We start from the raw sequence: 25,085 nt of genomic DNA, 5'->3' as shown, positions 1-25,085 counted from the left end.
TTTTCACCGGCTTACTTATTGGTTCATAGACTTGTTCTAATCCACCAGCTTATTTTCTCTAAATTAGAAACTATTTCCTGCCAAAAGCTTGCTGAGGAGTCTGCTTCTCTTGTTGCTGCGAGTATTTTCTCTATACTGTCGAAGTTTTTTTGAATCAACTGCTTATCTAGTTTAGGAATATCTAATTTAAGATATTTTAGACGGTTGGGTAACTCTACTTTCTCTCTTGTCGGCAACTGGGTAATCTGATCAACTTGTCCTATAATTTTGTCTAGTGATGCCATGACTTCTTGCAGATTCGGCTTTTTAGTTTGTAATTGTAAATCTTTTTCTTCAAAGTTTTCTTCTTGATTACCTAACTTTACTAACACTATTTTTACGAAGAAAATATTGTAATCAATCTCACTTACTTCACCCACTTGCTTATGATATTTTCCACTTTTATTTATAAGTACTATGTCACCTTTCTCAATTCTGTCGTTCATAATTTATATAACCTCTGAATTAAATTGCTAAATAATCTCCTCTACGGAAAATACTACTCTAAAGCCACAAACCCTCAGTCCACCGTCTGACTCATTCCAGCTACGACTGGCGCTGCGACAAAGTTCTGCACTGAAACTCCAAGAACCACCGCGCAGCACCCGACGATGAATATCACCGCCAACTTCCCAAGCTGTTCCATCTAAGGGTGCATAGTTGTAATTGTTGTGCCACGAATCAGCGCACCATTCCCAAACTAGCCCGTGCATATCGTACAATCCAAAGGCGTTGGCGACTTCAAAACTACCGACGTTTGTTGTTTCTTTACGAAATTTGCTTTTTGGTTCGATAGTGCAACTGACTAACTCAGAGGTAATCGTTTCGCCAAAGTGGAAGGAGGTTGTAGTTCCAGCCCGACAAGCATATTCCCATTCAGCTTCACTCGGTAAACGATAGTCGCGTCCAGTTTTTTCTGATAGCCTCAGACAAAATTCTACAGCCTCATACCAAGATACATTTTCCACGGGTCTATCTAGACCTTTGAATTTCGATGGATTGGGATTTAAAGCTTGTTTGACTTTCGGGAAAGCTGCTACTACTTTCCACTGTGCTTGAGTTACGGGAAATTTGCCCATAAAAAATGGTTCAACGGTAACTTTATGTCGAGGACGTTCGTCAGCATCCCCTTCAAACTCTGGTGAACCCATCATGTAAGTACCACCAGGAATCGATACCATTTCTAATGTGATAGACTTACCTAATTCTTCAGCAAAAAATTTTGCATTACAACTCACGCGATTTACTTCTCTACCACCTGTGTCTACTGTCACTACGTCAAATTCAAAGGTTTCTAAGAGAGGTAATGGTACTGTTACTTTTTGTGGTAGTGGCGGTAATCTGGGTTGAGACATTGAAACAAATTTTAGGGCAACAGGTTCAATGTTTGATATCCTAAACTTCAAATCGTTGATAACTTCTACTGCTGTTTGATATCTTTCACTCGGTAAATGTTTTAGTAATTTATCTAAAATTTTCCCTAAGTCGTCGCTGATATTAATACCTTTTTCCTGTAACCGTTGGCGCCACAACCACTTAGCATTCATGGCATCATAAATAGGGTCATTAATCTGTCCAGAAGCATCTTGCAAAGGCAAACACTGAGTTAAAAGACGCACGCAAGTTACACCCAAAGCATACAAATCACTGCCGTGACAAGCAAATCCAGCCATTTGTTCAGTTGGGGCATAACCAAGGGTATAAATTACTGTGGCTTGTCTTCCTAAACTGGTTTGTGTTACTTGTTTAGCACCGCCAAAGTCAATTAATACGGGTTTTTCATCACTTGCACGGCGGATAATATTTTCTGGTTTGATATCCCGATGAATGACATTATGAGTATGAATGAATTCCAGAACTGGCAATAAATCAGCTAAAAGTTCCCAAATTTGTTTTTCACCATAGATTTGTTGCTGAACTTCTTGTAAGAGAGTTTTTCCTTGAATAAATTCTTGTACGAGATATAAGCTAGCACCTTGTTCAAAATAAGCTAGTAATCTGGGAATTTGGGTATGATTTTCTCCCAGTTCATATAACCGAAAAGCCTCTTCTTTGAAAAATTCGGCTGCTTTAGTGCGTTGTCCTGTTCCCTGAAATTGTGGGAAAAATTGCTTGATAACGCAAGGGGCGTTTAGTCTGTCTACATCTTCTGTAGCATAGGTTCTGCTAAATCCACCTTCACCTAAAAGTCTTAATACGCGGTAACGGTTTCTGAGAAATTTGCCAAAGTTGCTTTGTCCGCAACTCACGCAAAATCTATTGCTATCAGAGTTGAATGGATTTGAGCAATTGGGATTTTGGCAGATTTGCATAATGAGGGGGAAATAGCATCTTCTCCAAAGTTAGCCCCAATGTTATCTAATTGAAAACAGTCATGTAGAGAAGCGAACACGGAATTTTTTATATGTGCTTAAAAATTATAAAAATATGTTAGGAGAGACGCGATTAATCGCGTCTGTACAGGAGAGACGCGATTAATCGCGTGCTGTACAATTCGGTTGGGTAACGTGGTGCATTAGGATAACGGGATAACGCACCTTACTTGTGAATTATAAATTATGACTTCTTCAAGATAGCTGTTGTTACTCACCGAAAAAAGTTCACGAAGAACCAAATCACCCATAATTTGTATTGCCAATTATGAGTATTATTTGAAAGTTTTATTCTCTCCAGAAGCGCGAATTAATTCAGCTACAAGAGCTACGATCGCAGATACTGAAATTAGCATCATACTGAGAGCATTAATATCAGGTTTGACTCCTGTTCTAATGCGGCTAAAAATTTCCATTGGCAGGGTGTTAGAACCGCTACCAGCCGTAAAACTGGCAATGAGAAAGTCATCTAAGCTGAGAACAAAAGCCAAGAGACAACCAGCGACAATCCCAGGCATTAATTGAGGTAGCAATACTTTGATGAATGCTTGCATTGGTGTAGCGCCTAAATCTAGTGCTGCTTCTTCTAAGTGAGGATCTAAATTAGTCAGTCGGGAAGCAACCACAAGCCCGACGTAGGCTAGACAAAACACCACATGGGCTGCAACTATTGTCCACAAACTCAAAGGAATTGCAAACGCCGCTAGACATACTAGGGTAGCTACTGCGATCGCAATATCGGGAATAATTAACGGTAGGTAAGCAATACCGCGATACAATTTCTTAAGCGGAAATTCGTAACGCGCCAACCCAACCGCCATCAAGGTTCCCAGCACTGCTGAAATCCCGACAGCAAAACCAGCAACGATCATGCTGTTTTGCAAAGCTGATAAAATGCGATCGTCACTAAACAACTTGCCATACCAATCAAGAGTGAATCCTTGCCAAGTTGCACTGTAGGGCGACTGATTGAAGCTATAAAAGCCAAGTACCAGTATGGGCAGGTACATGAACACAAATATTAGCAGTGAGAAAACCGCCTGCCATGAGACACGCGGTTTTTTAAGAGATGGAGAGATATTCACGTTTATATGTGATTTTTATTGATACCAATACATAATATCATAGTTTATGTAATAAGTCAATGATTTGACTCTCTTCTCCAGCCCTTTCAAGGTGGGTGCAAGTATTCTAAAACCCTTGATTGGGAGTTGATTTGATTTTGGCAAGCACGCATTTATTCATCTTTTACCGTCCAAAAATTATCAACTTCTCGTTCATTGCCTCATGTTTTGGAATAGGTTTAGGGAGGCTCTGCCTCTAGAGCGTCAGTCCAGTAGAAGTAGTTGACGTAAAATTCCGGATATGGGTGTTGTGTAGATTAAACTTTTAGGCTAAAGTGGGCATTCTATGAAAAAGGTAAGCATCTAACTCTGTTATTGTGAAGTTATGGAGTGGAAGGATTGGTCAAATGTTCTGTTTAGACAACGGTATAGTTTGCCGGCCTGTTCTGGAGTATATCTGATAGCTGATACTAACCACCGCGTTTGGTATGTAGGTCAGGCTGCAAATCTTAAGGGCAGATGGGCTGGAAAATCGCACCATAGATATCCACAATTAATTAGGTCTAATCGTCAGATCTGCCATAAAATTTATTGGAAAGAATTCCCAATCAATTTTTTATATGAGCAGGAGCGATATTATATCAACTTGTTTCAACCAGAACTAAACGGTTGTAAAGTTAAAAAATATTTACTGAAACAACCTCAAATTGAGCGTGAAATCAAACGTTTATTAAAAGTAATAAATAAATTAACATCTCTTTTTGATGTTATTCGTTCAGTAGTTGCTGGTGAATATCAAGGTGATGATGGAATACGTTGCATAGTAATTCTGATAAATATCAATGACTATGACATAATTAGTAATTCAATGCAAAAGCGATATAGTCCTGAAGTAAGAAAAGCTTGGACTATTTATAAACCTGACTGCGGCAGAGACAAGGATAATTACACTCCTCCTTGGATACCAACATACAATTTTGATAGTTACAGACTTGAATTTGTTGTTACAGAGTGGGAGTTGTTTGAATATTTGGCTAATAATTCCAGTGCTTATGAGCTTTATTTAGGTATTGCCGAACTGTTCGGTATACAGGTAAAAGCACTAAAAGATTTAAGGATTTTGAATGAATTACTAATGGAAGAGGAATATAGTTACACAAATTTTGACCGGAAGAAAATTCTCAAATCTGCTGCCTATATCAACTATCGTAAGCATATATTTAACTGCTTGCTATCACTTACTGAATAAAGTTACTGGCGTATTAGTGACAATGGAGCAAAAACTAGGTTAATGGCTTTTCTATAATTTTCTAAACTAAGTAAGTCTGCACAAATAATTGTCACTGATTCATAGTTGTGCTTTAGCGCTAAAGCGAAATACAGATATAGAACTCCTGTCTGATTTCTGAACAAGATTTCAGATAGAACGCCGATAAAACTAGCTTTTCAGTCTCACTATGGTTTCAAAAATCAAATCGGAGTTCTATATTTAACATTTTGTTACATAGGTTTGTTTTGTATTGCCGACCTACTTATATCCCAGAATCATCTAAACTAGCAACTGTTATAGCTGTAGCTTGCTTTAGTGGCGGTTCTAAAAAAACCACTACAGTCGTGAATCTAGCTATAATTTTGTCTCAAAGAGGTAAAACCTTGGGTGTAGATTTCGACTCACAAGGAAATCTGAGTCAGTGACTTGGAATTAAGGTAAAGAGATTGATAGCTAGGACAAGAGAAAACGCTCAAGACTCTTCTGATTTAAAACTACTTACTTTACGAAAATCTCCCCTTTAGGCGGCTACGGGTTATCCTCTAGGTACGGAAAGCCGTCCAAAGAGTGACAACACACTTGATTCTTTAATTAACATTTTAAAATCAGATAATTAACAGGCGATAGTAGAGCTTTTTAGCCCATTATCATCATTTAGCTTTGATTTTGACGTTTCGATAAAATTCCTATTTATAAAAAAATTTCTATTTAAAATTTCACCAAATCACACAAAAATTAATAAATTAGAATGTATTTACCTCTTTAGGAGTGGGTAATTTCCGTACTAGGATAGACAAAAAATATAAAACTAATAGCATAAGATTTGAAGAAAGTTGTTAATAAGTTTCGTATCTGAAGTTACTTTCTAATGCAGACTGAATAAATTACAAGCACTACAACAACAGAAAGAAAAAACTTCTAATTCAAGTTTTATTTTTTAGGAGGTTTGTGATGAAAATTGCTCAAGTAGCTCCATTGTGGGAGAGAGTACCACCTCCAGCTTATGGTGGTATAGAGTTAGTAGTAGGGTTATTGACCGATGAATTAGTCCGACGCGGACATGAAGTAACTTTATTTGCATCGGGAGATTCTATTAGTCTGGCAACACTAACGTCAGTTCATCCCCGTGCCCTCAGACTCGATCCGACTATCAAAGATTTCGGCATTTACGAGATGCTGAATCTAGCTTCGGTCTATGAACGTGCAAAAGAGTTTGATATTATTCACTCCCATATCGGCCATGGGGCACTGGCTTACGCAAATCTCGTCACAACCCCTACAGTTCACACGTTGCACGGTATTTTTACCCCTGACAACGAAAAGATGTTTAGTTTTGCTAAAAAACAACCCTACGTCAATATTTCTAATGCACAACGAGAACCAAGCTTAGGGTTGAACTGTATAGCGACGGTCTACAACGGCATTGATGTTAACAGCTATAATTTTCATGCCCAACCAGAAGATCCGCCTTACCTGGCGTTTTTGGGTCGGATGTCTCCAGAGAAGGGAGCGCACTTAGCCATAGAAATTGCAAAACTTGCTGGTTGGCATTTGAAAATGGCAGGTAAGATAGATTTCGTTGATGTGGAATACTTTGAGAAGGAAATTAAACCGCACATTGACGGAGAGCAAATTGAGTATTTGGGTGAAGCCAACCATGCTCAAAAAAATGCTCTGATGGGAGGTGCAATAGCAACTCTGTTCCCGATAACTTGGCGAGAACCCTTTGGATTGGTAATGATTGAGTCAATGGCTTCGGGTACGCCAGTGATTGCGATAAAATTGGGGTCTACTGAAGAGGTAATTTCTGACGGTGAGACGGGTTTCCTCTGCAATAATATTCAAGAGTGCATTAGTGCGATTGATCGGGTAATAAAGTTAGACCGCTATGCCTGTCGCCAGTATGTCGAAAACCTTTTCAGCGTTGAGCACATGACTGATGGCTATGAGGCGGTTTATCAACAAATAATAGCAGAACGATTTTCTCAGAATGGGCATTTCCGCAGTTTGGTTGATTTAGCTAGCGATCGCATTTAAATATCGCATTTGTGTAATCTTACATGTTTTTAACTACGTAGAATACAGACCATCGTAGGGGCGCACAGCTAGTTGTACGCCCCTATTACCAAATCAGGCGATGTCTACCGACGGGCTACGCCTACGCGCCATTTTTCCAATGTCTTCGCCTTAACTCCTGGAACTCTTTCTAAGTCTTGTAAAGATGTAAATTTTTGCTGTTGACGGCTAATAATTATCCTCTGTGCTAACTTGTTACCCACACCAGGGAGAGTTGCTAATTCTTCTAGACTTGCGGTGTTGATATTTACTTTTTGAATTGATTGAAGTTCACTTGATGAAGAAGTTTTTATCTGGGGACACCGTGTTTGTTCTAATTTAATTTTTTCTTGAATTCCTGGTGGTAAGCCCGGTTTAATTTTGGTATAAAGACGAGCAAATTCTCGCACATAATGGGCAGCTACTATGGGACTTTTAATTACTACAAGTGTCTCATCGTTACCACTATTAGCAGCATCTGACCAATTATGAGAACCTGTAATTACTGTTTGACTATCAATAACACCAAATTTGTGATGCAATAAATCGCCTTTGGGTAACACAGGTACACCTACAGTAGTAATTGGATTTGACCACGGATGGTTATCAACTTCATATTTACATTTGTTACTGAGAGCAACCCCCATCATATCTAATGCTTCGCTATAAGGACGATAGGCAAATTGTGGTTCAATTAAAGCGCGAATTTCCACACTTTGTTCATGGCGTTTTTCTAAAATATTCGCAAGACGCTGTTCAGAAAAAACAAATAGCGCCATATCAATAGATTTGGTTGCTGAATCTAAAGTTTTACCAATTAAGCCATTACTACTGTTACTCCAAGGTTGAGTGGGAGAAGTAGGCGAAAATTGCACAGTAATTTGGGTGTTACCTAAAGTTATTTGTTTAGGTAAACGCATCGGCTTTTTTAAACCAAATTGACTATCTGGCTGACCTCCCGGACCATCTCCCCACATGATGTTAAACTCTTGTGTAAATAAAGATGCTAACTCCGGGCTGTCAATCTGCAATAAATTATTGGCATTACCTAAACTGCTGGAATTTGTGAAATCACCAGAAGTATCACTTAAAGTAAAATTAGCTGAAGTGATAATTACAATGCGATCGTCCACAATCACAAATTTGTGATGCATCAAATTACTACCGGCTGAACCATCTGCTCGATCATCTATCCAGGGAATTTTGGCATTCTGCAATATTATCAAAGCATCTCTTTGATTAATTTCTGTTGAACTGAGTTGATTATCTTGGTTAATATCGATAAATTGGCGGAATTCGTGATAGCGTTCCTGTTCTCTTTTATCTAACTTACCTACTTCAGTAGATGTTAAACTACTCCAAGGTCGGCTATAGGTATTTTCTAAAATTATCCTGACTTTTACCCCAGTTTTTTGTCTATCAACCAATGCTTGGGCAACTTTGGGTAAATGTAATTCTTGCACCGCCACATCTACTGTAGATTTAGCGTGCGAAATAGCATCGACAATCTGTTTTTCTAAATCATCCCCCAGGCGAGTTTGCTGACGGTAAGCTTCTTTGTATTCTGAAGACTCAGAATGGTTAAAGTAAACTTGAACTAACGGGTCTTGTGGTAAGGGTGCTGGACGCTGATTGTAGGACTGGACTCGTTGACAACCAGCGAGGGGGAAGATCAGTAAAAAGATATATAAAAAATATCTTTGTCTAGAGATAAATTGCACTGTAATCTGTTAAAAGTGGATTGGGAGTGGATATAAGGCGGTTTTGACTTAAGTTAAATATAAAACCTAATCCCCAACCCCTTCCCTACAAGGGAAGGGGAGTAAGACTCAAAGCCTCTACCCTTCTGGGGGAAAGGTTTAGAGAGAGGTTAAAACTCTACTGCACCCAATTGAGAACCGCTATATTTATCATTCCCAAAATTTTGTGTTCTGAATTAAGTAGATAAATAGTTTTGCAAGTAAAGGGAAAAATCTACTGCTAGAGGCAGAATTACAGAGATTTTTTTTAGGGTTTGTCCACTAAAACTGTATATGCTGAGAAGATCAGCAGCCTACTACCAACGTGTGTTCTCACCATTATCGGTTATATGCAAATTTATCTAGATTACAGCGCCACTACACCCACTCGAAAAGAAGCGATCGCAGTTATGCAAACAGTCCTCACTCAACAGTGGGGCAATCCTTCCAGCTTACATGAGTGGGGACAACGGGCTGCAACGGTTGTGGAACAAGCCAGAGTCCAAGTTGCTGGTTTAATTAACGCCGCCAGTCCTGAATCGATCATTTTTACCTCTGGTGGCACTGAGGCTGATAATTTGGCGATTATGGGTGTAGCTCGGTTGTATGCTGTTCCTCAACATATAATTATTTCCAGTGTTGAGCATTCCGCAATTTCTGAGACAGTACGGTTGCTAGAGATGTGGGGTTGGGAAGTTACGCGCTTATCTGTAGATGTTAAAGGTAGAGTCAATCCGTTAGATTTAAAGGCGGCGTTGCGACATAACACAGTTTTAGTTTCCGTAATTTACGGTCAAAGTGAAGTAGGGACAGTGCAACCGATCGCACAATTAGGTAAGATTGTGCGATCGCATGGGGCTTTGTTTCATACAGATGCGGTGCAAGCTGCGGGACGCTTACCCATAGATGTGCAACAACTGCCCGTAGACTTACTTAGCCTTTCCAGTCATAAAATATATGGGCCGCAAGGTGCGGGGGCGCTGTATGTGCGTCCTGGTGTGGATTTGATGCCCTTACTAGGTGGTGGTGGACAAGAAATGGGACTGCGTTCTGGTACGCAAGCAGTACCGATAATTGCGGGGTTTGGTGTCGCAGCAGAATTAGCAGCACAAGAATTAGCTACAGAAACACCACGGTTGATTGAGTTACGCGATCGCGCTTTTGCCCAACTAGCTGAGATTCCTGGTTTAATTCCTACAGGGGATGCTTGCGATCGTTTACCTCACCATATCAGTATGTGCCTAGAAAACGCCGATGGCGAAAAACTCAGTGGTAAAACCTTGGTACGGCAGCTAAACCTTGCAGGTATCGGCATCAGTGCTGGTGCTGCCTGTCACAGTGGTAAACTTAGCCCTAGCCCGATATTGTTAGCGATGGGTTATTCCGAAAAAGCTGCCTTGGGCGGAATTCGCATTACATTGGGGCGTGATACGACTGAAGCTGATGTGGATTGGACGGTAATGGTGTTGAAGCAAGTTTTGCAAAGGCTGACACCGGATTTATCTTTAGTTAAGCATTGATCGCTCATACTAAAATTTAGATACAGTATTTGTCGGAGTCTTTTCTATGTCCCTGCAAGAGCTTAAAGCCCGTCAACTGCCAGTGAGCGATCGCCTTGAACTCGTCCGTGCGATCATCCAATCCTTACAAGATGTTCCAACCGAACCACCTGAACGATCGCGCATTATCAAGCAGATGAAAGCTTTATTGAAGACCGACCAGCGCTGACTGATGAACAGGTGGAGTCCATGCTAGAAGAACGTCGGGTGGAGAAGTATCTTTAGTAAGAGTTTTGATTGATATTAACATCGTTTGCATACTTTGTTAGCTTTGGAAACTTCGATTTTCCTTCAATCTTACTGCTGCTACTCGAAACCCATTTGGCCCATCAATATGATAGACTTCTGCCTTTTCTTGTTGCTCAAGTTGCTTAATGACGGAGTATGAAGCAGAGTAATCATAGCCTATTAATCCCAAATAATTCTTTACAAAACTAGCTAATCCAACGAAACCATTAGTACGAAAGTAATGTTCTTGTCTTTCCCTCAAATGATTTAACAGTTCTTCTTCAGAAATTACTTTATATGGATCAGCTACTTCAATAATATTAGATTTTATTGTTTCTAAATCATCTGCACTGAAGGCGATTGTTTCAATTTTTAAATTAGCATCTTCAATTGTTTTAAGTAATGATGTAGCAAGCCTCTGACAGTTCTGAAGATCATCGTTGGTGAATAGATTATTATGTGCAACTTTATGCCGCAGCTTTTCGAGTTTCTCCCACTGATGTTGAAAATCTTGATCTTTAAAAGTTTCTCGAAAAAACTTTGTATAGTTACTCTGTAACTCTTCTTTAAGTCTATCAACAGCATTTTCACTACTTTCTATCTCAAGAACTTTTCGGATGATATCTTCTCGACTAATGTAACCTGACGACTGTTGGTAAACGATCTTACCCAGTTCCCCAAAGTCTATAAGGTAGACTTTATTATCAATTACTGACCCAAAAATTGTCTCATTATTCTTTCTTTGACTGGCTTTCTTTTTCATCTCAGCATCAGCAGTCACTTCCCACCAGTTAGGGCCAAGCTTTGTGACGAAAAACTTAATGATATACTTTCTAAGCCTATTCTCAACTCTGTTAATACTAGGATATATTTGCTGTGCAATAAACTCTGATATTTCATCGAGAAGAATATATACAAATTCAAATCCTTGGGATTTCAAATACTGACAAACAGGTAGTCTTACCTTTTCTAGTCTTTCGTAAGATCCAGAACACCTAACTGAAAAGGCTCTCTTCAGAAGAGATTCTGAGGTAGACTCTATCTCTAACTTCGCAACAGTCAGTGATATATCCTCATCTCGAATTTCTAAGTTCTGAGAGATCCCAGTCAAAGATGGAGATTGCCATAATGTCGAATTTGCAAATAAAACATGAATAACATTCTGGGATTCTTGCAAGACTGTTTTATTCTGTGGATCTACGCAAAGCACTTCAAAACTATATGTCTCGCTCATTCACCCTTTCCCAAATTTTGCTTTATCAAAGCTAACACTATCTATCGTTAATAGCCGATCGCCTTAATCACGCGCTTACCCATTCAGCCGCGTATTACTCCCCAAGAAGTTCAGCTAATTATTATAGATTTTTCGCAGTACTTAGAGGGGATTCCACTACTCTCCAATGACTATCAGGCTGCTGATCGCGCAAATGGCAGCCTTAAACTTTTCTGGTGGCGGTATTTTCGATGCTCTGATTGCTCAAGCTGCCTTGAAGGCAGAGGTAGCTGTTCTCCTGACGCTGAATCCGAATCACTTCACTCGTTTGGGAAATGCGTAGGCGTAGCCCGTCGTAGACATCGCTGATCTGGTGCAAGTTCGAGAGTCGGGGTGAGCGTAGCTCCCTATGTCACGGTTGCCGAAAGTGTTAAACAAGTCTTTTCCCAAAAGGTAATATTTTGAGTCATAAAGGAGTTCAAGCATGACTTATTTTCATTACTTTTGATTGAGGCTTTTCTGGAATGAGTAAAACCATCATTGGAATTGGGATGTTTGTTGGCTCTACGATTGGCAGCTACATCCCTGCATTGTGGGCTGGAAGTTTGCTATCGTTCACCTCGATCCTCTTGGGCGTCATTGGTGGCCTTGTGGGGATTTGGCTTGGCTATCGCGTATCAAAATATCTCGGTTTTATCTGATCGGCGCTCTATGTCACTATCGCCCAAAGCCTTAAACGAGTTTTTTACCAATAGGTAAAATTTTGAGTGTGTCTTCTGCTCCTTTAATACCAGCAGCTAAATTTGGTGGGCATCCGCGTACTACTGATATGCGAGAAATATGTAACGCCATTTACTACCACTTGAAAACAGGATGTCAATGGGATATGCTGCCAGGGGATTTTCCGCCTAGTTCAACTGTTTACAGCTACTACCGGAAGTGGCAAAAACGTGGCATCTGGGAGCAAATGAATCATACTTTACGTGATCAAGTTCGTCAAAAAATAGGGAAGTTAACCCAACCCACTGCGATCGCAAGACTTGAGGGAATATGCAGATGCTGCTGCACGGCTTGGCGTTTGCCGTATGATAGCAATGTAATTTATTTGTATTTATAAAAGTATGGTAAGCCAGAATATTACAAGTGTATTAGCAGGTGCATTAGCAGCTGTTGTTGTCGGCTTTTTTGCAGAACCTATCAAAAATTGGATAAATAATCTGTTGGAAATTAGGCGACTTAGGCTTTCTCTATACAAAGAAATAGCTAATATTTATATCAATTTAAAAGAAATTGAAAGACAAATAAATAATGGAAAAATAAATACTATTGAAACTTTGAATATAAATATTGAATTAATATCTACTAGATGTTATAGTCATACAGATAATATAATAATACTTTTTTATCAATTACCTGAAGCCACAGATATTGATATTATTTACAAGGTTTTATCTGCATTAAGTCCTGAAAAGATTCAACAGAACTCAAAACCAATTAATACAGTTTCTTTATTGGCAAGTGTTCCTAAATTAGTTTATATAATTGAGGATTTTCGGAAAGCAAAAAAAACTGACAGAAAGTTATTTGAGCAATGTATAGCTTCCTTCTCTCCGATTTAAATCCAGCCGTATTGTTCTACAAGGCTGGAAATATAAGGATATTTTTCTTCAAAGGTATTAGATTTTGGCATTTGCACTTGATTTAAATTATCGCATCTTGCCAAATTCCTTGATATATTCCACCAACTCTCTGGTATACTCGCCTTCATAAATTCGTGCTAAACTCCCCACCAAAATAAACAATTCTCTTGCTCTACTAACAGCAACATTGAGTAAATTAGATCGGCGATTAATAAACCAAAGGCTATCAGTTGGTTGGCATTGCCGAGTCGAGAAAATTATCACTGATTTCTGACCACCTTGCTACTTTTATGACGTAATCTTCGTTGGGCAATGAATCCCCCAACCATCCACCCATCAATTCACACAAATGTAATCTCTTTTCTGGTATTCTCCAATGCCCCTGCTTTGCACGAGATTTATCATCTGCATACAGTGCAAAGGTAATAAAACTCATCACAGGATAGAGAATCAGAGGAATTGGGTTGAAAGTCGTCAATGCAAAATGCATTGCTCCTAAACCTGGTAATAAAGATAAGAGCAATACCTCGAACATTAAAGAATATTTAGCTTTAGGCTGCAATGTTTCTTTCTCGATTGCCAAAGATGAGATTATCGGCATAGGTTTGGATACAACTCCTTCAATGAAGGCGTTGCAAGCATGAATTCTTCCGTCTTTATCAGCCGTTAGCTGATAGCAAATCACATCACCAACTTGTGGACGATGATTTGTTTCTTGGAGTGCAGTGATATGAATAAAAACGTCTTGAGTGCCATCACTGGAGCGGATGAACCCAAAACCTTTGTCATCCTTCCATGTTGTTAATTTACCTTTACGCAAAACAGGTTTCATCAAAGACCTTGATATCAATACTTTATTTTTAAGGTTCCCATATCAAGACAAAATTATTCATATTAAAATTTAGCAACGCCAAAATCAGAGCTAATACTGAAACAATGGAAGTAATGCTAGAGTGAAATATAAACCATGAGTGAACTTCCCAATAGTCTTGAAGATGCGATCGCCCAATCTCGTGTAGCCGTCCAAGCTGCCCTTGCCGATGGCTGTACTCGCCTACAAGTTGAGTTCTTGTTCCCAGAACTCAAGTATATGCCGGTGGCGGAACAATTTCTGCCCCTGTTTACAGAATATGGTTCCCGTTTGAAGATTTTCTTTGCTGACGCTGGGGCTGCGGCCTTAGCCCGCCGCAATTGGGCTGATGCACCATTTCAAATTTTGGATATTGGTACGGGTAGGGCTGCTTCCTTGCAGACAAAAATTCAGCCAGAGGATGAAATTTTCTTATTCATTGCCCCCACTTCCGTAGAAGTACCGCAGTTGGAAAAGTTATGTGAAGAAATAGGCGATCGCCCTGTAGTCTTCTTAAATCCCCGCTTAGAAGATTCCGGGGTTGTGGGTATTGGTTATGCAGCAAGGCAAACTCGTGAGCGTTTCACCAATACCATTGAATCCTGTTATTACCTGCGCCCCATAGACGATCAAAGTGCCCTATGTCGCTGCTACCCACGACAGTGGGAAGTTTGGCTGGAAACTAACGGCGAATATCAAAGAATTGCCGAATTACCCACAAAACCATCGGGTGATGAGTTGGATCTCATCCTCTTGAAGGGACAACCACAAACAACAACAGATCCGACACCACAGAGAAAGCCCAGTGTGTTTAAGAGTTTACAACGGTTCTTAAAGGCGTTGAGTAGTTAAGAGAAAGCAATAGTTCCGATCTCTAGGTTCCCTCTCCTTTATAAGGAGAGGGATTGAGGGTGAGGTAAGCCAGGGACATAAATTGTATATTATTTAAGGATAATTGTAGGTTGGGTTGAGGAAAGAAACCCAACAAAGTCTCGAAAATGTTGGGTTTCTTTCCTCAACCCAACCTACGCAGATTAAGGCTTTTGGCACTAACCCAAGCGGATTGAAATATAACTGCGATCGTCTAGATAATGCAAATTATACTATTGACTAATAACTGCATGTAGAGTTTTCAATAATTCTTGCGTTGTGTAAGGTTTTGGTAAAAAAGCTGTATGTTCAGCTGTTTTATCGATTGGGATTTGTTCACTTGTTACAAGTCCACTGACAACAATAATTGGCAATAACGGATTTATATTTTGCAATATGCGAATGGTAGTTCCTCCATCCATATTGGACATGATCATATCGATAATTGCAGCACTAATTTTATCTTTATGCTGGGCGTAAATTGCTAATGCTTCCATACCATCACTAGCAGTAATTGCTGTGTAATTATAGTTTTCTAGGGATGTTTTAGTAATTTCCTGAATGGCAGCTTCATCATCTACAATCAAAATACATTCTCCAGATCCAGTTGGTATTTATAAATTTTCTAACAACTGGATTGGAACTTGATTAACTGCTGGCAAATACACCTTAAACTTTGTCCCATTGCCTAGATAACTTGACACGTTGACTAAACCACCGTGTTCTTTAATAATCGTCATTACTGTTGATAGCCCAAGTCCTGTACCTTTACCCAACTCTTTTGTTGTAAAAAATGGTTCAAATATTCTATCTAATATTTCGCTGTTGATTCCAAGCCCCGTATCAGCAACTGTCAGAACAATGTAAGCACCAACTCTAGCTTCTGGATGCATACTGGCATAAGTTTCATCAATCCAAATATTATCGGCAGATATTGTTAAAGTTCCGCCTGTAGGCATGGCATCCCGCGCATTCAGAGACAAATTAATCAATACCTGATACAGTTGGGTACTATCGGCACAAATAGGTAATAATTCCTCATGAATTTCTGTGTATACTGCGATTGATTTAGGAAATGTTTGTGAGATAATTTGCTGCATTTCTAAAATCAGGTATTTGACTTGAAGCACGGTGTGCTGACGCGTAGCGACTTGTCCTTCGACATCGCCTTCAATTCCCCTAGCAAATGACAGCACTTGCTTTACCAAATCAGCACCACGTTTGGCATTGCTTTCTATTATTGACAGCATCTGGCTAATCTGTTGATCATAGGTTTTAGCTTTGAGCAGATGCACTGACATCAAAATTGGTGATAACACATTATTTAAATCGTGAGCAATGCCACTAGCAAGAGTGCCTATACTTTCCAGGCGTTGAGCACGTAAAGAGTTTTTTTCTATTTGTTTTTTCTGGCTAATATCCGTATCAACTACAAGGATTGATTTAGCTTGAGAATGTTGATCATCTATCAGCATCCAGCGACTTTCAACGATGAGTTTTTTGCCAGATTTGCTGGTTTTCTGTAACTCACCTTGCCAAGATCCATCCTTTAAGACAGTCTGATAAATTTCTAGATTTGGCGACAAAGATTCAGTAGACAAAAGTTCATCTGACTGCTTACCTATAGCTTCTTCTGACTTCCAGCCGTAAACTTTCTCAGCATTTTTGTTCCATAATAAAATTTTGTTAGACGAATCTTGCACGACAATTGCATCACTGATAATATCTAGCAATGCCGCTTGTTTAAAGAAACCGCCCAAAATAGATTCGCTTTGGTGTAATGCTTCTTGTGCCTTTTTATAACCCTGTTTGATGCTTTCCAGTTCAACTAAATTCCGCCGGATCTCTAGTTGTCTAACTACCAGGCGGCTCAGATTTTGCAGTGCTTCTACCTGTTTGTAACTGATTTGGCGTGGTACACAATCAAGTATACACAGAGTCCCGATCGCTTCTTTTCCTGGTGCTAACAAAGGTACACCTGCATAAAATCTCACACCAAGTTCAGCATAAGTAACTATAGAATTCGTCGCAAATCGTTCATCAGCTAAGGTGTCAGGAATAATCAAAACTTCACCACTTTCCATGCAAATTGAGCCGAACCCCTGATCTCGTGGCATTTCCTGTACATCTAACCCCACCTTAGCTTTGAACCACTGGCGGTTAGCGTCAATTAGATTAATCAAGGCGATCGGTGTGTTACAAATCTGTGCCGCTAAGAATGCTAGCTCGTCGAATGTTTCTTCAGGTGGAGTGTCGAGAATCTGGTACTGACGCAGAGCCTCAAGCCTTGCTGCTTCATTGTTACACACTAAAGATTTCATAGGAATACTCGGTAAGTGGGAAACTCAGCAAGCTCAATAAAGTCACGAGCAGATTGATTTAAATAACATAGCAAGCATATAGCTTGATGACTTTAATTATACTAATCTCCTTTAATAAGGATAAGAGAGAATTTTGGTTATTTTAACTAAATTTTAGAATATTTACACCCTAATAATTTTTTGTGGGGAGATAAAATTACTGAGGCTAAGATAGGTAAATGGTAATATATGTAACTATGTTAATTATACATTTCTTTACAGAAATTAAATTGTTCTTGTTATCCTAAAAGTTTTGCCCAAAAGCATTAGCAAGAGCAACTAAATATATACCAGCAGCGTTTTGTTCAGAGAGAATAGAAAAAGCCTACATAATACCAACGCAGTTATGACGATTACACTTGCCTCTGCTGTTAAACCAAGAGCTGAAGATAGTTTTGCCATTAGCTTTGCACCATTGTCTCTTGAAGAAATCTACGCCAAGTCTGACGATCCAGCCAATGGTGCTGTGGTTATAATGAGTGGCGTGGTTCGCAATCAAACTGATGGTAAATCTGTAATTGCTCTGGAGTATCAAGCTTACGAACCTATGGCATTGCGGATATTTTATCAAATTGCTGCTGATATTCGCTTATCTATGTCTGATGTGAATCGGGTAGTGATTCATCATCGCACCGGACGTTTGCAAGTTGGAGAAATTAGCGTTTTAGTAGCAGTGGGTTGTCCTCATCGGAGTGAGGCGTTTGAAGCTTGTCAGTATGCTATTGATACGCTTAAACACCAAGCACCAATTTGGAAGAAAGAGCATTGGGAAGATGGTTCTAGCTGCTGGGTGAGTATTGGTGCTTGTGAAACATCAGCAGAAAATTGTTAAGCTTTCTGAGCTATTGTCTTCAAATAAGTGCAATCTCTTGAACACGCGGCAATTCATCCAGCAATTAGCGAACAGGATGTGTGCCGCGCTAATTGCTGGATGACACTTTTTTAACTAAGTAAGTAGACGCTAATATTTGAAGCTATGTTAAGAAATTTAAATGTAGGGTGCGTTGTCGCGCAGCGTAACACACTGTCAACGATTCAAGGTGCGTTAGCCTACGGGGTAACACACCCTACAAATAATTTATATTTCTTCATATACATTGAATTTTTCTCGCCGACTTACGACTCGTGATGCGTAAAGCCCCCGGTTAGAAACCGGGGGATATAAGCGAATGAGCCAAATTTATTTGGCTTTAAAAAGAATTCACTAGTTTTTAAGATATGATAGGTATATGCTAAACCTGACTTATACCTATCGCCTAAAACTTTTGCAGCAACAGTCCCAAACCTACGACGCATGGCTCTTAACCTCTTGTAGAGTTTGGAATTTTGCGTTGGGAGAAAGGAAGGATTGGTATAATTCAAGGTCATGCAGAATCGATGCTTGCTCTTTATTGAGTGAGTATATTATTCCTGCTGACGCGCCCAGACCAACATTTGCATCTCAGTGCAAAGCTTTAACGCAAGCCCGCAAAACTAATCCTTATCTTAATGCCGCACACTCACAGATGTTGCAGCAGGTGTTAAGGAGATTGGAGAAAGCATTCGTCGGGATGTGGGAGTCAGGAAGAGGTTTTCCCCGATTCAAAAAACAAGGTAGAATACGTTCTTTATTGTTTCCACAATTAGGGGTTAATCCAATACGAGGAAGCAAAGTTAAGCTTCCTGGCGTGGGATGGGTAAAAATGCAACTATCCCGACCTATCCCAGATGGGTTTGTTGCTAAACAAGCTCAAGTGGTGAAGAAGGCTTCAGGATGGTATGTGATGCTCACGCTGCAAGCCTTGGTCGATGTTCCAAGTTTTGCACCACATGGTCAACCTATTGGTATTGATTTAGGGTTAAAAAGTTTTTTAGCCATATCCACTGGGGAACAAATCGCTAGACCGAGATTTTTTATGGATCTCCAACGCAAGCTGAAATTGCTGCAACAAAGAGTTAGCCATAAGAAATTGGGGTCAAATAATTGGCGAAAAGCTCAACAGAAAGTATCACGAATACACGAATATATTCACAACAGTCGCAAGGATTTTCATTTCAAGTTAGCACATCATTTATGTGACCAAGGTGGAATGATATTTGCTGAGGATTTGAACTTTAAGTCCTGGGCTAAAGGGATGTTTTCAAAGCATACTTTGGACGCAGGTTTTGGTGAATTCCTCTCAATCCTAGAATGGGTGTGTTGGAAGCGCGGGGTTTATTTTGCCAAGGTCAACCCCAATGGAACTAGTCAAACTTGTCCTAATTGCAACCACCACACTGGGAAGAAAGATTTAAGTGAGCGGATACATCGTTGTAGTGAGTGTGGGTTTCAGACAGATAGAGACGTTGCCGCCGCTATGGTGGTGATGCAACGTGGTCTTGCAGCCGTAGGGCATACGGTCAAGATGCTTGGCGAGGGGTTAAGCACTAGCTCCCTTTGGACCCAAGAATCCCCCGTTTTATAAACGGGGGAGTGTCAATTACAGTTAATAGATAGAGTTACATAATATATTTATTATTAAATAATATTTAAATAATGAATGAGTTTTGAAAGTTTATCGCCGTACACGAATTAAAACTATAAGTTTATTCTGGGCTACAGATTAACCATCCTTACTACCTACCTTGCGCTGTGTGCAACTTTTACAAAACTCTTATTTCACAAGCATTCTAAAGATGAGCGATTTAAATCAAGACAAAACACTCATTGACAGAATATTGACTATGACTAGGTTTTAGTATTTTGCGAAATATTAAGTCGCACATCGCGTTACCTTCATCAAGATTATTTAATAAGTTTTATTAACCTATTTTTTACTAAGTACTTTTGGATTAAACTAGTAACTTGATTGTTGTTTAATTATGAGTATGCAAAGAAAGTTTGGTTACATTAGTTTTTTAATTACTATAGGAACTTTAATCCTATTATTATCTAGTAGTTTAAGACATTTTTTATTTAAATCTACCGCTCTTGATTTAGCTGTTTTTGACCAATGGGTATATTTAATAAGTCAGAATCTACAACCAATCTCTTCTTTCTTTGGATTTCATGTGATAGGTGATCATGCAGCCTTTATATTATACCCTATAAGTCTAACATAGAAAATTTATCCCAGTGTATATTGGTTGCTTTTAATTCAAGCTTTTGCTTTATCAATTGGATGTCTACCTGTTTATTTATTAAGTCTACAAGCTGGATTGTCTATAGCTTATTCAAGAGCAATTGCTTTTTCTTATCTACTTTATCCTACTTTATTTAATAGTAATTTTTTTACTGATTTTCGTCCAGAAACTATAGCAGTTACTGCATTATTGTGGGCAATGTGGGCAGCGATAGAGAAGTGTAGTTATCAATTGTTTTTTGCTATTGGTTTAGTTTTAATTTGTAAGGATAGCTTAAGTTTAACTGTAATAGCTTTTGGGATTTTTTTGTTTTTACGACATAGAAAAGTCTATGGATTAGCTTGTACTTTAATAGGACTATTTTGGTACTTTTTTACTATTGGTTATTTAACACCGCTTTTAAGAGGTGGTCCAGCAGGAGGAGTTGTTTTTTATGCTTCTCTTGGTAGTTCTCCCAAAGAAATAATCTTTAATACTATTAGTAATCCTAACTTAATTTTAGGAAAGTTTTTTTCTCCTGATACATTATTTTATTACTTCCTTCTTTTATTACCAGTAATTATTGGATTGTATTGGAAGCAGATAATATTTATAATACCTGCTTTAGCTATGTTTTTATTAAATATTCTTTCTGATTATGCACCACAGCGAGATTTGATTAGCCATTATTCATTACCTATTTTTCCTTTTATTATTGTATGGTTAATACATTCTATAAAAGAGTTTAAACAAGACAATAAAAAGCATTGGTTGAAACCTAAGATATTAATATTTTCTGCTATTATTTCTTTTTTGGTGTTAGCTAAATATGGTTTTTTTGTAACACGTTATTTGCCAAATTTACCTAATCTACCTTATTTATATAACGCGATAAGTTTGGTTAAAACTAAGGAAAGTGTTTTAACAACATCTAATATTGCTCCCCATTTAAGTAAACGTCAAATTATTAAGTTAATTAATAAAGATTGGGAGTTACAAAAGGGTAATGAAATTTTTAAGTATATACTTATAGATTTAAACAATAATAATATTAATTCGAGTTTAGTACTTCAACTTAGAAGTAATTCTACTTACAAACTTCTGTACCAGTATAATGGTATTTATTTAAGCTACCTCCAATTAGTAATCTCTAATTCCCCAACACCTGCTTAACAGAAATACTTAATTTTTAGTAAAAATATCTAGATTTGTAAAACAACAATTTTTGTTGCATTTGTTTACATCAACTGCATGACTCTATTGAGGTTTGTAAATATTTTGTATTTCTACAAGCAATATTCCTTTAGACTGATCTTTAACTGAAAAATATGGGAATAAACACAAATGCATTCGTTAAATATATTTTGTCACGAATTTGTAGTTGCTGTTTCCTTTGTAGCTTGCATTATTGGACTAATATTACTGTGGGACGGTAAGGAGCAAAAAAATGATATGGAACAAACAGAGCAGATTCTGTTTAGAATGAGCTTTACTTACTGGTTAGTTTATTGTGTAGCCTTTGGTATCGAGAAAATAGTTTTACCCGACTGGGAATCTATAGTCATGACTTTGAGAATAACTACAGCTCTGTCATATTTCTTAACTTTTTCTTGTATTGTTAGTCTGCCACTACACAAATTTGCAGTCCACCGTGTTGAGGAATAGTCATGTATGGGGCATTGGGCATGATTAAGATTTCATAGCGATCGCTAATGCCGTTTCCAGTTCTGACTGAGCCAAAGGGGTTAAAATGAACACCTCTTGTACCGTCTTGCCCTGCCGTGCAATTACTTTATAGCCGCCGCGAATTGGTACTGAGACACGCAATTGCATTTTTGGGCAATGACCTTTTGCCCGCCCAATCACTCCCGGTGTCACGGTTTGAATGCTATCCTGCTGACAAAGACGTTCTAAAATAGGGATCAGGCCAGAAAGGTGTGTCGAGTGATTCCAAACCAGTCTGGCAGCTTTTTGGGAAGCTGCCCGGAGGGGATTTACGGTGGGTTTGCCCATGATGATTAAGCTGCTTCTAGAGGTGCCATTGTCAAACCTGCTCGGCGCAGCTGCTGATGATAAAGTTCCGCAGGTTCTTGGGGACCGACCCAGACGATCGCTTGACCTTCATAGTGTACCTGATTAGTCAGATCCCACGCGCGATCGCCAGTCATCCCCGGAATATATTTCATCAAACATTCAGCCACATGTGGGAATGTATTAAAATCATCATTTAATACAATCACTTTGTAATTCGGATACGGCTTGCTGGTAACTTGACTAGACCGTTCGGGAGCTATAGTTGGTGCTGTGGCCATCCCGTAAACATCTGCTGAAAGTGTCATAACTATAGAAAAATTGAGCAAGATAATTTTACAAAACTACACTACAAGTAAATAGTTTAGTCTATTGTCTGGGGAGTTAGGAGTGGGGAGTTAGGAGAGACGCGATTAATCGCGTCTGTACAGGAGTTAGGAAGAATTCATGGGCCATGACCCATGCGCCATGCCCCATGCCCCATGCCCAATGCCCCATGCCCAATGCCCAATGCCCAATGCCCAATGCCCTATCGCCAATTATCCCAGTTTTCGTTAAAAATAGATGTATCTGGGAAAGCGGTAGGGTTGCCATTTTGTTGCAAAAGCCGTTTGAGTGCTTCTAGTTGTGGCTCTTGTTTGGGTAAGTCATCGACTAGTTGGTAAGGTGCGATCGCATTTTTGATGGCAAAACTAGCCACAGTCCCCGCAGCTGCGCCAGACGACCATTCAAAGGAATGCACCCGATAGGCAGCAGCAGCAATATGACTAGTAGCAATGCTTTTGCCTCCTACCAGCAAATTGTTAATTTTCTGGGGAATCATCGCCCTCAGAGCAATTTGGAAGGGATAAGCTTGGCCAGCACCACGTCTTTCACCTGGACGTTCTGTGTTACCAGGGGCTTCTGGGGGACTATTCACCATGCAAGGATGGAAATCTATAGCGTAGTGACCAATACCCACAGCATCGGGAAAGATGGTAGAACGAGTCCGTCGCATTGCTTTGTCTGGTGAAACTTTACCGTCAATTACTGATACTGCTTCCAAACCTGCAAGCGCTGCTCGTAGCCGACGATACATATCTGCTGGCAAAGTCTTGGGGTAATACTCATCCTTGTAATCTCGGCGAGAAATATCAATTTCCCAAATACCAAAGCCTCCGGGTTGTCCCCAACTGGGGCGGCCAATGATGCGCCGTCCTTCGCGCATATAGGGATATTTGGATAAACCATGCACTGTCCCCATCGGGGAATTTAGCCCTGACAACAAGCGGTTATTGGCTTGCTGCTGCTTTATACCCTCCCCTAGTTGGGAATCTGTAGTCCCACCTACCAACCAGTAATAGAAAGATAGGGCATTTTCCTCTGCTTTGCGGAGGCTTTCTGTCCGCAGTCCTCCCATCCAGCCCCCTGGCTTTAACTGCCCAGTAGCTTGTAACTGTTGGCGACTGTAAATCAGGTTATCGTTGGCTGTTCCTGGGCGGTAGTCGTTACCCCAAGTCCAGTTTTGCATGGAGATATCCCCTGGCGTGGATGCAGTAAAATTTACACCGCCGAATTTTGCTGGTTTTCCTTTGTTTGGACTCCAAATCCGACGATAGGTAAAAACCAAATCAAAGTTAGCCAGTCGCATTAATTCATAGCTGAAATATGGCGCGTATTCTAAATAAAATGGGGGCATCGTCTGCGGTTGCGGTTCCTTGGTTGCCTCCATTGCAAAGGTGTAGGTAAAGCCTTGAGGGCAATATGGATCATTGTTGGTGCTGGAAGCAGAAGGTTCTAGGTAGGAACGGGCATCAATGCCTAATCGGTAGGGGACATCAGCAAGGGCGATAATTTCTCCAGTTTCGCTGGCGTCTACAACGTACCACTTAGGAGCATCCCCTTTCGTTGCCTTGGGGATAAAACGAAGAATAGTTTTAGTAAACCGAGATGAGTTTTCGTAGTTATAAGAATCTTCAATACTTTGAGATAAAGTAAAAGTATTGAGAGGTGGTGCGCCTTTTGCTGGTTGATGTTGAATAGCGATCGCACTATTAATTATTTTGCCATCAGCAGCGATTTCCAAATCTTTAATTACTGTGTTAGGAAACCATTGCAGTTTCCCTTTGCCCTGGTTTTCGGCATCTTTGAGCATCTGAGTCAAAATGGTGTGAGCATCGCGGGGAAGAAAACAAGATTCACTTACCCAACAGTCACCGGGGTTAAGTTTACCGTATTTACGCCCAATCCGGTTTCGCAATTCTAGATAGCCGCGAGAATAGAATTTGAGAGCTCGCTGAGTTGGGCGTTCGTCTAACGCAGATGTCCCTTGAGCAGAAATTTGCCCTCCCAGCCAGTCAGTAATTTCCGTGAGGCAAACTGTTCGTCCTGCTAGCAATCCCTCGTAAGCTGTGGCGACGCCAGATAGTCCACCACCCACAACTAAAATTTCGCAATTGATACTTTTGTCTGGGGTTCTCGGTGGTGTGGCGTTCGTCGGAGACGTTGGCGCAGCCATCGCCCAATCAAATGCAACCAAGGTATATATTAAATTGAGACTGATCACCGATGTCAAGCTATAAGCTACTTTCTGTCTGCGCTTCATGGTTAAAAAAATCACTCCAAATCCTGTGTCACCTTGTAGAAGGTAGCATCCAGGAAATGTTTATCACAAGTTTATAAGAGTAAATATATTTAAATACAAGTTTTACACCTAAAATACTGAGTATGTAGGC

22 protein-coding genes and 3 pseudogenes are annotated in these 25,085 nt (G+C 39.7%); 14 read left to right on the top strand and 11 right to left on the bottom strand.

Annotated elements, in window-relative coordinates:
• Positions 1-23: 23 nt before the first annotated feature.
• The 3 genes from V7K31_RS20450 to V7K31_RS20440 all read right to left on the bottom strand — a co-directional run bounded on the left by V7K31_RS20450 (position 24) and on the right by V7K31_RS20440 (position 3,496).
• Entirely contained in the window at positions 24-485 is a 462-nt protein-coding gene (locus V7K31_RS20450; RefSeq protein WP_335096469.1) for a hypothetical protein, read from the bottom strand.
• 27 nt (positions 486-512) lie between these two features.
• Entirely contained in the window at positions 513-2,351 is a 1,839-nt protein-coding gene (locus tag V7K31_RS20445) for a bifunctional serine/threonine-protein kinase/formylglycine-generating enzyme family protein (protein ID WP_335096467.1), read from the bottom strand.
• 335 nt (positions 2,352-2,686) lie between these two features.
• Positions 2,687-3,496, bottom strand: coding sequence for an ABC transporter permease (locus V7K31_RS20440; RefSeq protein ID WP_335096465.1), 810 nt, complete (start codon positions 3,494-3,496; stop codon positions 2,687-2,689).
• A 364-nt stretch (positions 3,497-3,860) separates the two neighbouring features.
• Between V7K31_RS20440 and V7K31_RS20435 the strand changes: the two genes are divergently transcribed.
• The 3 genes from V7K31_RS20435 to V7K31_RS20425 all read left to right on the top strand — a co-directional run bounded on the left by V7K31_RS20435 (position 3,861) and on the right by V7K31_RS20425 (position 6,782).
• A complete protein-coding gene (locus tag V7K31_RS20435) occupies positions 3,861-4,724 on the top strand; it encodes a GIY-YIG nuclease family protein (RefSeq protein ID WP_335096464.1) in 864 nt (287 codons plus the stop codon).
• Positions 4,725-4,972: 248 nt separating this feature from the next.
• On the top strand, positions 4,973-5,170 hold the full coding sequence (locus V7K31_RS20430) for a ParA family protein (protein WP_335096463.1): 198 nt from the start codon (positions 4,973-4,975) through the stop codon (positions 5,168-5,170).
• 526 nt (positions 5,171-5,696) lie between these two features.
• On the top strand, positions 5,697-6,782 hold the full coding sequence (locus V7K31_RS20425; protein ID WP_335096462.1) for a glycosyltransferase family 4 protein: 1,086 nt from the start codon (positions 5,697-5,699) through the stop codon (positions 6,780-6,782).
• 104 nt (positions 6,783-6,886) lie between these two features.
• On the opposite strand, the gene V7K31_RS20420 is transcribed toward V7K31_RS20425, so the two are convergent.
• A complete protein-coding gene (locus tag V7K31_RS20420) occupies positions 6,887-8,521 on the bottom strand; it encodes a phospholipase D-like domain-containing protein (RefSeq protein ID WP_335096461.1) in 1,635 nt (544 codons plus the stop codon).
• A 368-nt stretch (positions 8,522-8,889) separates the two neighbouring features.
• Between V7K31_RS20420 and V7K31_RS20415 the strand changes: the two genes are divergently transcribed.
• Together V7K31_RS20415 and V7K31_RS20410 are read left to right on the top strand one after the other, a co-directional pair.
• On the top strand, positions 8,890-10,059 hold the full coding sequence (locus V7K31_RS20415) for a cysteine desulfurase family protein (RefSeq protein WP_335096636.1): 1,170 nt from the start codon (positions 8,890-8,892) through the stop codon (positions 10,057-10,059).
• Between the two features lie 46 nt (positions 10,060-10,105).
• Positions 10,106-10,267, top strand: coding sequence for a hypothetical protein (locus V7K31_RS20410; protein ID WP_335096459.1), 162 nt, complete (start codon positions 10,106-10,108; stop codon positions 10,265-10,267).
• Between the two features lie 96 nt (positions 10,268-10,363).
• Here the strand turns inward: V7K31_RS20410 and V7K31_RS20405 are convergent, their stop codons facing one another.
• Positions 10,364-11,560 carry a hypothetical protein gene (locus V7K31_RS20405; protein ID WP_335096458.1) on the bottom strand — a complete coding sequence of 399 codons (1,197 nt, stop codon included), beginning with the start codon at positions 11,558-11,560 and terminating at the stop codon, positions 10,364-10,366.
• A 166-nt stretch (positions 11,561-11,726) separates the two neighbouring features.
• Here V7K31_RS20405 and V7K31_RS20400 point away from each other — a divergent pair, with 166 nt between their 5' ends.
• The 4 genes and pseudogenes from V7K31_RS20400 (at position 11,727) to V7K31_RS20385 (ending at position 13,158) form a co-directional block, all read left to right on the top strand.
• Positions 11,727-11,882: a hypothetical protein gene (locus tag V7K31_RS20400; protein WP_335096456.1), complete on the top strand. Its 156-nt coding sequence runs from the start codon at positions 11,727-11,729 to the stop codon at positions 11,880-11,882.
• A gap of 181 nt (positions 11,883-12,063) precedes the next feature.
• The gene (locus V7K31_RS20395; RefSeq protein WP_335096454.1) at positions 12,064-12,240 is read left to right on the top strand and encodes a hypothetical protein; all 177 of its coding nucleotides are present in this window, start codon (positions 12,064-12,066) and stop codon (positions 12,238-12,240) included.
• A gap of 50 nt (positions 12,241-12,290) precedes the next feature.
• Positions 12,291-12,575, top strand: a pseudogene (locus tag V7K31_RS20390) (transposase); the annotation flags it as partial.
• An 85-nt stretch (positions 12,576-12,660) separates the two neighbouring features.
• Positions 12,661-13,158 (top strand): hypothetical protein, encoded by a 498-nt coding sequence (locus V7K31_RS20385; protein WP_335096452.1) that lies wholly within the window; start codon positions 12,661-12,663, stop codon positions 13,156-13,158.
• Here V7K31_RS20385 and V7K31_RS20380 read toward each other — a convergent pair.
• Both V7K31_RS20380 and V7K31_RS20375 read right to left on the bottom strand, forming a co-directional pair.
• Positions 13,155-13,307: a hypothetical protein gene (locus V7K31_RS20380; RefSeq protein ID WP_335096451.1), complete on the bottom strand. Its 153-nt coding sequence runs from the start codon at positions 13,305-13,307 to the stop codon at positions 13,155-13,157. The two genes, V7K31_RS20385 and V7K31_RS20380, sit on opposite strands and share 4 nt — an antisense overlap.
• Positions 13,308-13,405: 98 nt before the next feature.
• Entirely contained in the window at positions 13,406-14,011 is a 606-nt protein-coding gene (locus V7K31_RS20375; RefSeq protein WP_335096450.1) for a cold shock and DUF1294 domain-containing protein, read from the bottom strand.
• 135 nt (positions 14,012-14,146) lie between these two features.
• On the opposite strand from V7K31_RS20375, the gene V7K31_RS20370 reads away from it, so the two are divergent.
• Positions 14,147-14,881 (top strand): DUF1995 family protein, encoded by a 735-nt coding sequence (locus tag V7K31_RS20370; protein ID WP_335096449.1) that lies wholly within the window; start codon positions 14,147-14,149, stop codon positions 14,879-14,881.
• Positions 14,882-15,132: 251 nt separating this feature from the next.
• Here V7K31_RS20370 and V7K31_RS20365 read toward each other — a convergent pair.
• Positions 15,133-17,220: pseudogene (locus V7K31_RS20365) on the bottom strand (hybrid sensor histidine kinase/response regulator).
• Between the two features lie 385 nt (positions 17,221-17,605).
• On the opposite strand from V7K31_RS20365, the gene V7K31_RS20360 reads away from it, so the two are divergent.
• The 4 genes and pseudogenes from V7K31_RS20360 (at position 17,606) to V7K31_RS20345 (ending at position 22,005) form a co-directional block, all read left to right on the top strand.
• Positions 17,606-18,091 carry a molybdenum cofactor biosynthesis protein MoaE gene (locus V7K31_RS20360; RefSeq protein ID WP_335096447.1) on the top strand — a complete coding sequence of 162 codons (486 nt, stop codon included), beginning with the start codon at positions 17,606-17,608 and terminating at the stop codon, positions 18,089-18,091.
• A 397-nt stretch (positions 18,092-18,488) separates the two neighbouring features.
• A complete protein-coding gene (locus V7K31_RS20355) occupies positions 18,489-19,703 on the top strand; it encodes an RNA-guided endonuclease InsQ/TnpB family protein (RefSeq protein ID WP_335096446.1) in 1,215 nt (404 codons plus the stop codon).
• Between the two features lie 397 nt (positions 19,704-20,100).
• A pseudogene (locus V7K31_RS20350) lies at positions 20,101-21,513 on the top strand (DUF2079 domain-containing protein).
• A 171-nt stretch (positions 21,514-21,684) separates the two neighbouring features.
• Positions 21,685-22,005: a hypothetical protein gene (locus V7K31_RS20345; RefSeq protein WP_334828083.1), complete on the top strand. Its 321-nt coding sequence runs from the start codon at positions 21,685-21,687 to the stop codon at positions 22,003-22,005.
• Between the two features lie 24 nt (positions 22,006-22,029).
• Here V7K31_RS20345 and V7K31_RS20340 read toward each other — a convergent pair whose 3' ends face one another.
• From V7K31_RS20340 to V7K31_RS20330, 3 genes are all read right to left on the bottom strand, one after another.
• Positions 22,030-22,353, bottom strand: a complete 324-nt coding sequence (locus tag V7K31_RS20340) for a DUF2103 domain-containing protein (protein ID WP_334828084.1) — start codon at positions 22,351-22,353, stop codon at positions 22,030-22,032.
• 5 nt (positions 22,354-22,358) lie between these two features.
• Positions 22,359-22,685: an ATP-dependent Clp protease adapter ClpS gene (gene clpS, locus V7K31_RS20335; protein ID WP_335096635.1), complete on the bottom strand. Its 327-nt coding sequence runs from the start codon at positions 22,683-22,685 to the stop codon at positions 22,359-22,361.
• Between the two features lie 215 nt (positions 22,686-22,900).
• Positions 22,901-24,955 carry an FAD-dependent oxidoreductase gene (locus V7K31_RS20330; protein WP_335096445.1) on the bottom strand — a complete coding sequence of 685 codons (2,055 nt, stop codon included), beginning with the start codon at positions 24,953-24,955 and terminating at the stop codon, positions 22,901-22,903.
• Positions 24,956-25,085: the final 130 nt, after the last annotated feature.

It is taken from the genome of Nostoc sp., assembly GCF_036917675.1.
Lineage (GTDB): Bacteria > Cyanobacteriota > Cyanobacteriia > Cyanobacteriales > Nostocaceae > Nostoc.
Note: the sequence above shows the minus strand (reverse complement) of the source record. Positions and strands in the feature narration are given on the sequence as shown.

Bases quoted from the DNA above. Each gene is read 5' to 3' on its own strand.
- V7K31_RS20405 (WP_335096458.1), bottom strand. From the start codon at position 11,560: ATGAGCGAGACATATAGTTTTGAAGTGCTTTGCGTAGATCCACAGAAT.
- V7K31_RS20380 (WP_335096451.1), bottom strand. From the start codon at position 13,307: ATGAAGGCGAGTATACCAGAGAGTTGGTGGAATATATCAAGGAATTTG.
- V7K31_RS20450 (WP_335096469.1), bottom strand. From the start codon at position 485: ATGAACGACAGAATTGAGAAAGGTGACATAGTACTTATAAATAAAAGT.
- V7K31_RS20435 (WP_335096464.1), top strand. From the start codon at position 3,861: ATGGAGTGGAAGGATTGGTCAAATGTTCTGTTTAGACAACGGTATAGT.
- V7K31_RS20400 (WP_335096456.1), top strand. From the start codon at position 11,727: ATGACTATCAGGCTGCTGATCGCGCAAATGGCAGCCTTAAACTTTTCT.
- V7K31_RS20395 (WP_335096454.1), top strand. From the start codon at position 12,064: ATGAGTAAAACCATCATTGGAATTGGGATGTTTGTTGGCTCTACGATT.
- V7K31_RS20360 (WP_335096447.1), top strand. From the start codon at position 17,606: ATGACGATTACACTTGCCTCTGCTGTTAAACCAAGAGCTGAAGATAGT.
- V7K31_RS20345 (WP_334828083.1), top strand. From the start codon at position 21,685: ATGCATTCGTTAAATATATTTTGTCACGAATTTGTAGTTGCTGTTTCC.
- V7K31_RS20410 (WP_335096459.1), top strand. From the start codon at position 10,106: ATGTCCCTGCAAGAGCTTAAAGCCCGTCAACTGCCAGTGAGCGATCGC.
- V7K31_RS20425 (WP_335096462.1), top strand. From the start codon at position 5,697: ATGAAAATTGCTCAAGTAGCTCCATTGTGGGAGAGAGTACCACCTCCA.
- V7K31_RS20445 (WP_335096467.1), bottom strand. From the start codon at position 2,351: ATGCAAATCTGCCAAAATCCCAATTGCTCAAATCCATTCAACTCTGAT.
- V7K31_RS20330 (WP_335096445.1), bottom strand. From the start codon at position 24,955: ATGAAGCGCAGACAGAAAGTAGCTTATAGCTTGACATCGGTGATCAGT.
- V7K31_RS20415 (WP_335096636.1), top strand. From the start codon at position 8,890: ATGCAAATTTATCTAGATTACAGCGCCACTACACCCACTCGAAAAGAA.
- V7K31_RS20355 (WP_335096446.1), top strand. From the start codon at position 18,489: ATGCTAAACCTGACTTATACCTATCGCCTAAAACTTTTGCAGCAACAG.
- V7K31_RS20340 (WP_334828084.1), bottom strand. From the start codon at position 22,353: ATGGGCAAACCCACCGTAAATCCCCTCCGGGCAGCTTCCCAAAAAGCT.
- V7K31_RS20370 (WP_335096449.1), top strand. From the start codon at position 14,147: ATGAGTGAACTTCCCAATAGTCTTGAAGATGCGATCGCCCAATCTCGT.
- V7K31_RS20385 (WP_335096452.1), top strand. From the start codon at position 12,661: ATGGTAAGCCAGAATATTACAAGTGTATTAGCAGGTGCATTAGCAGCT.
- V7K31_RS20375 (WP_335096450.1), bottom strand. From the start codon at position 14,011: ATGAAACCTGTTTTGCGTAAAGGTAAATTAACAACATGGAAGGATGAC.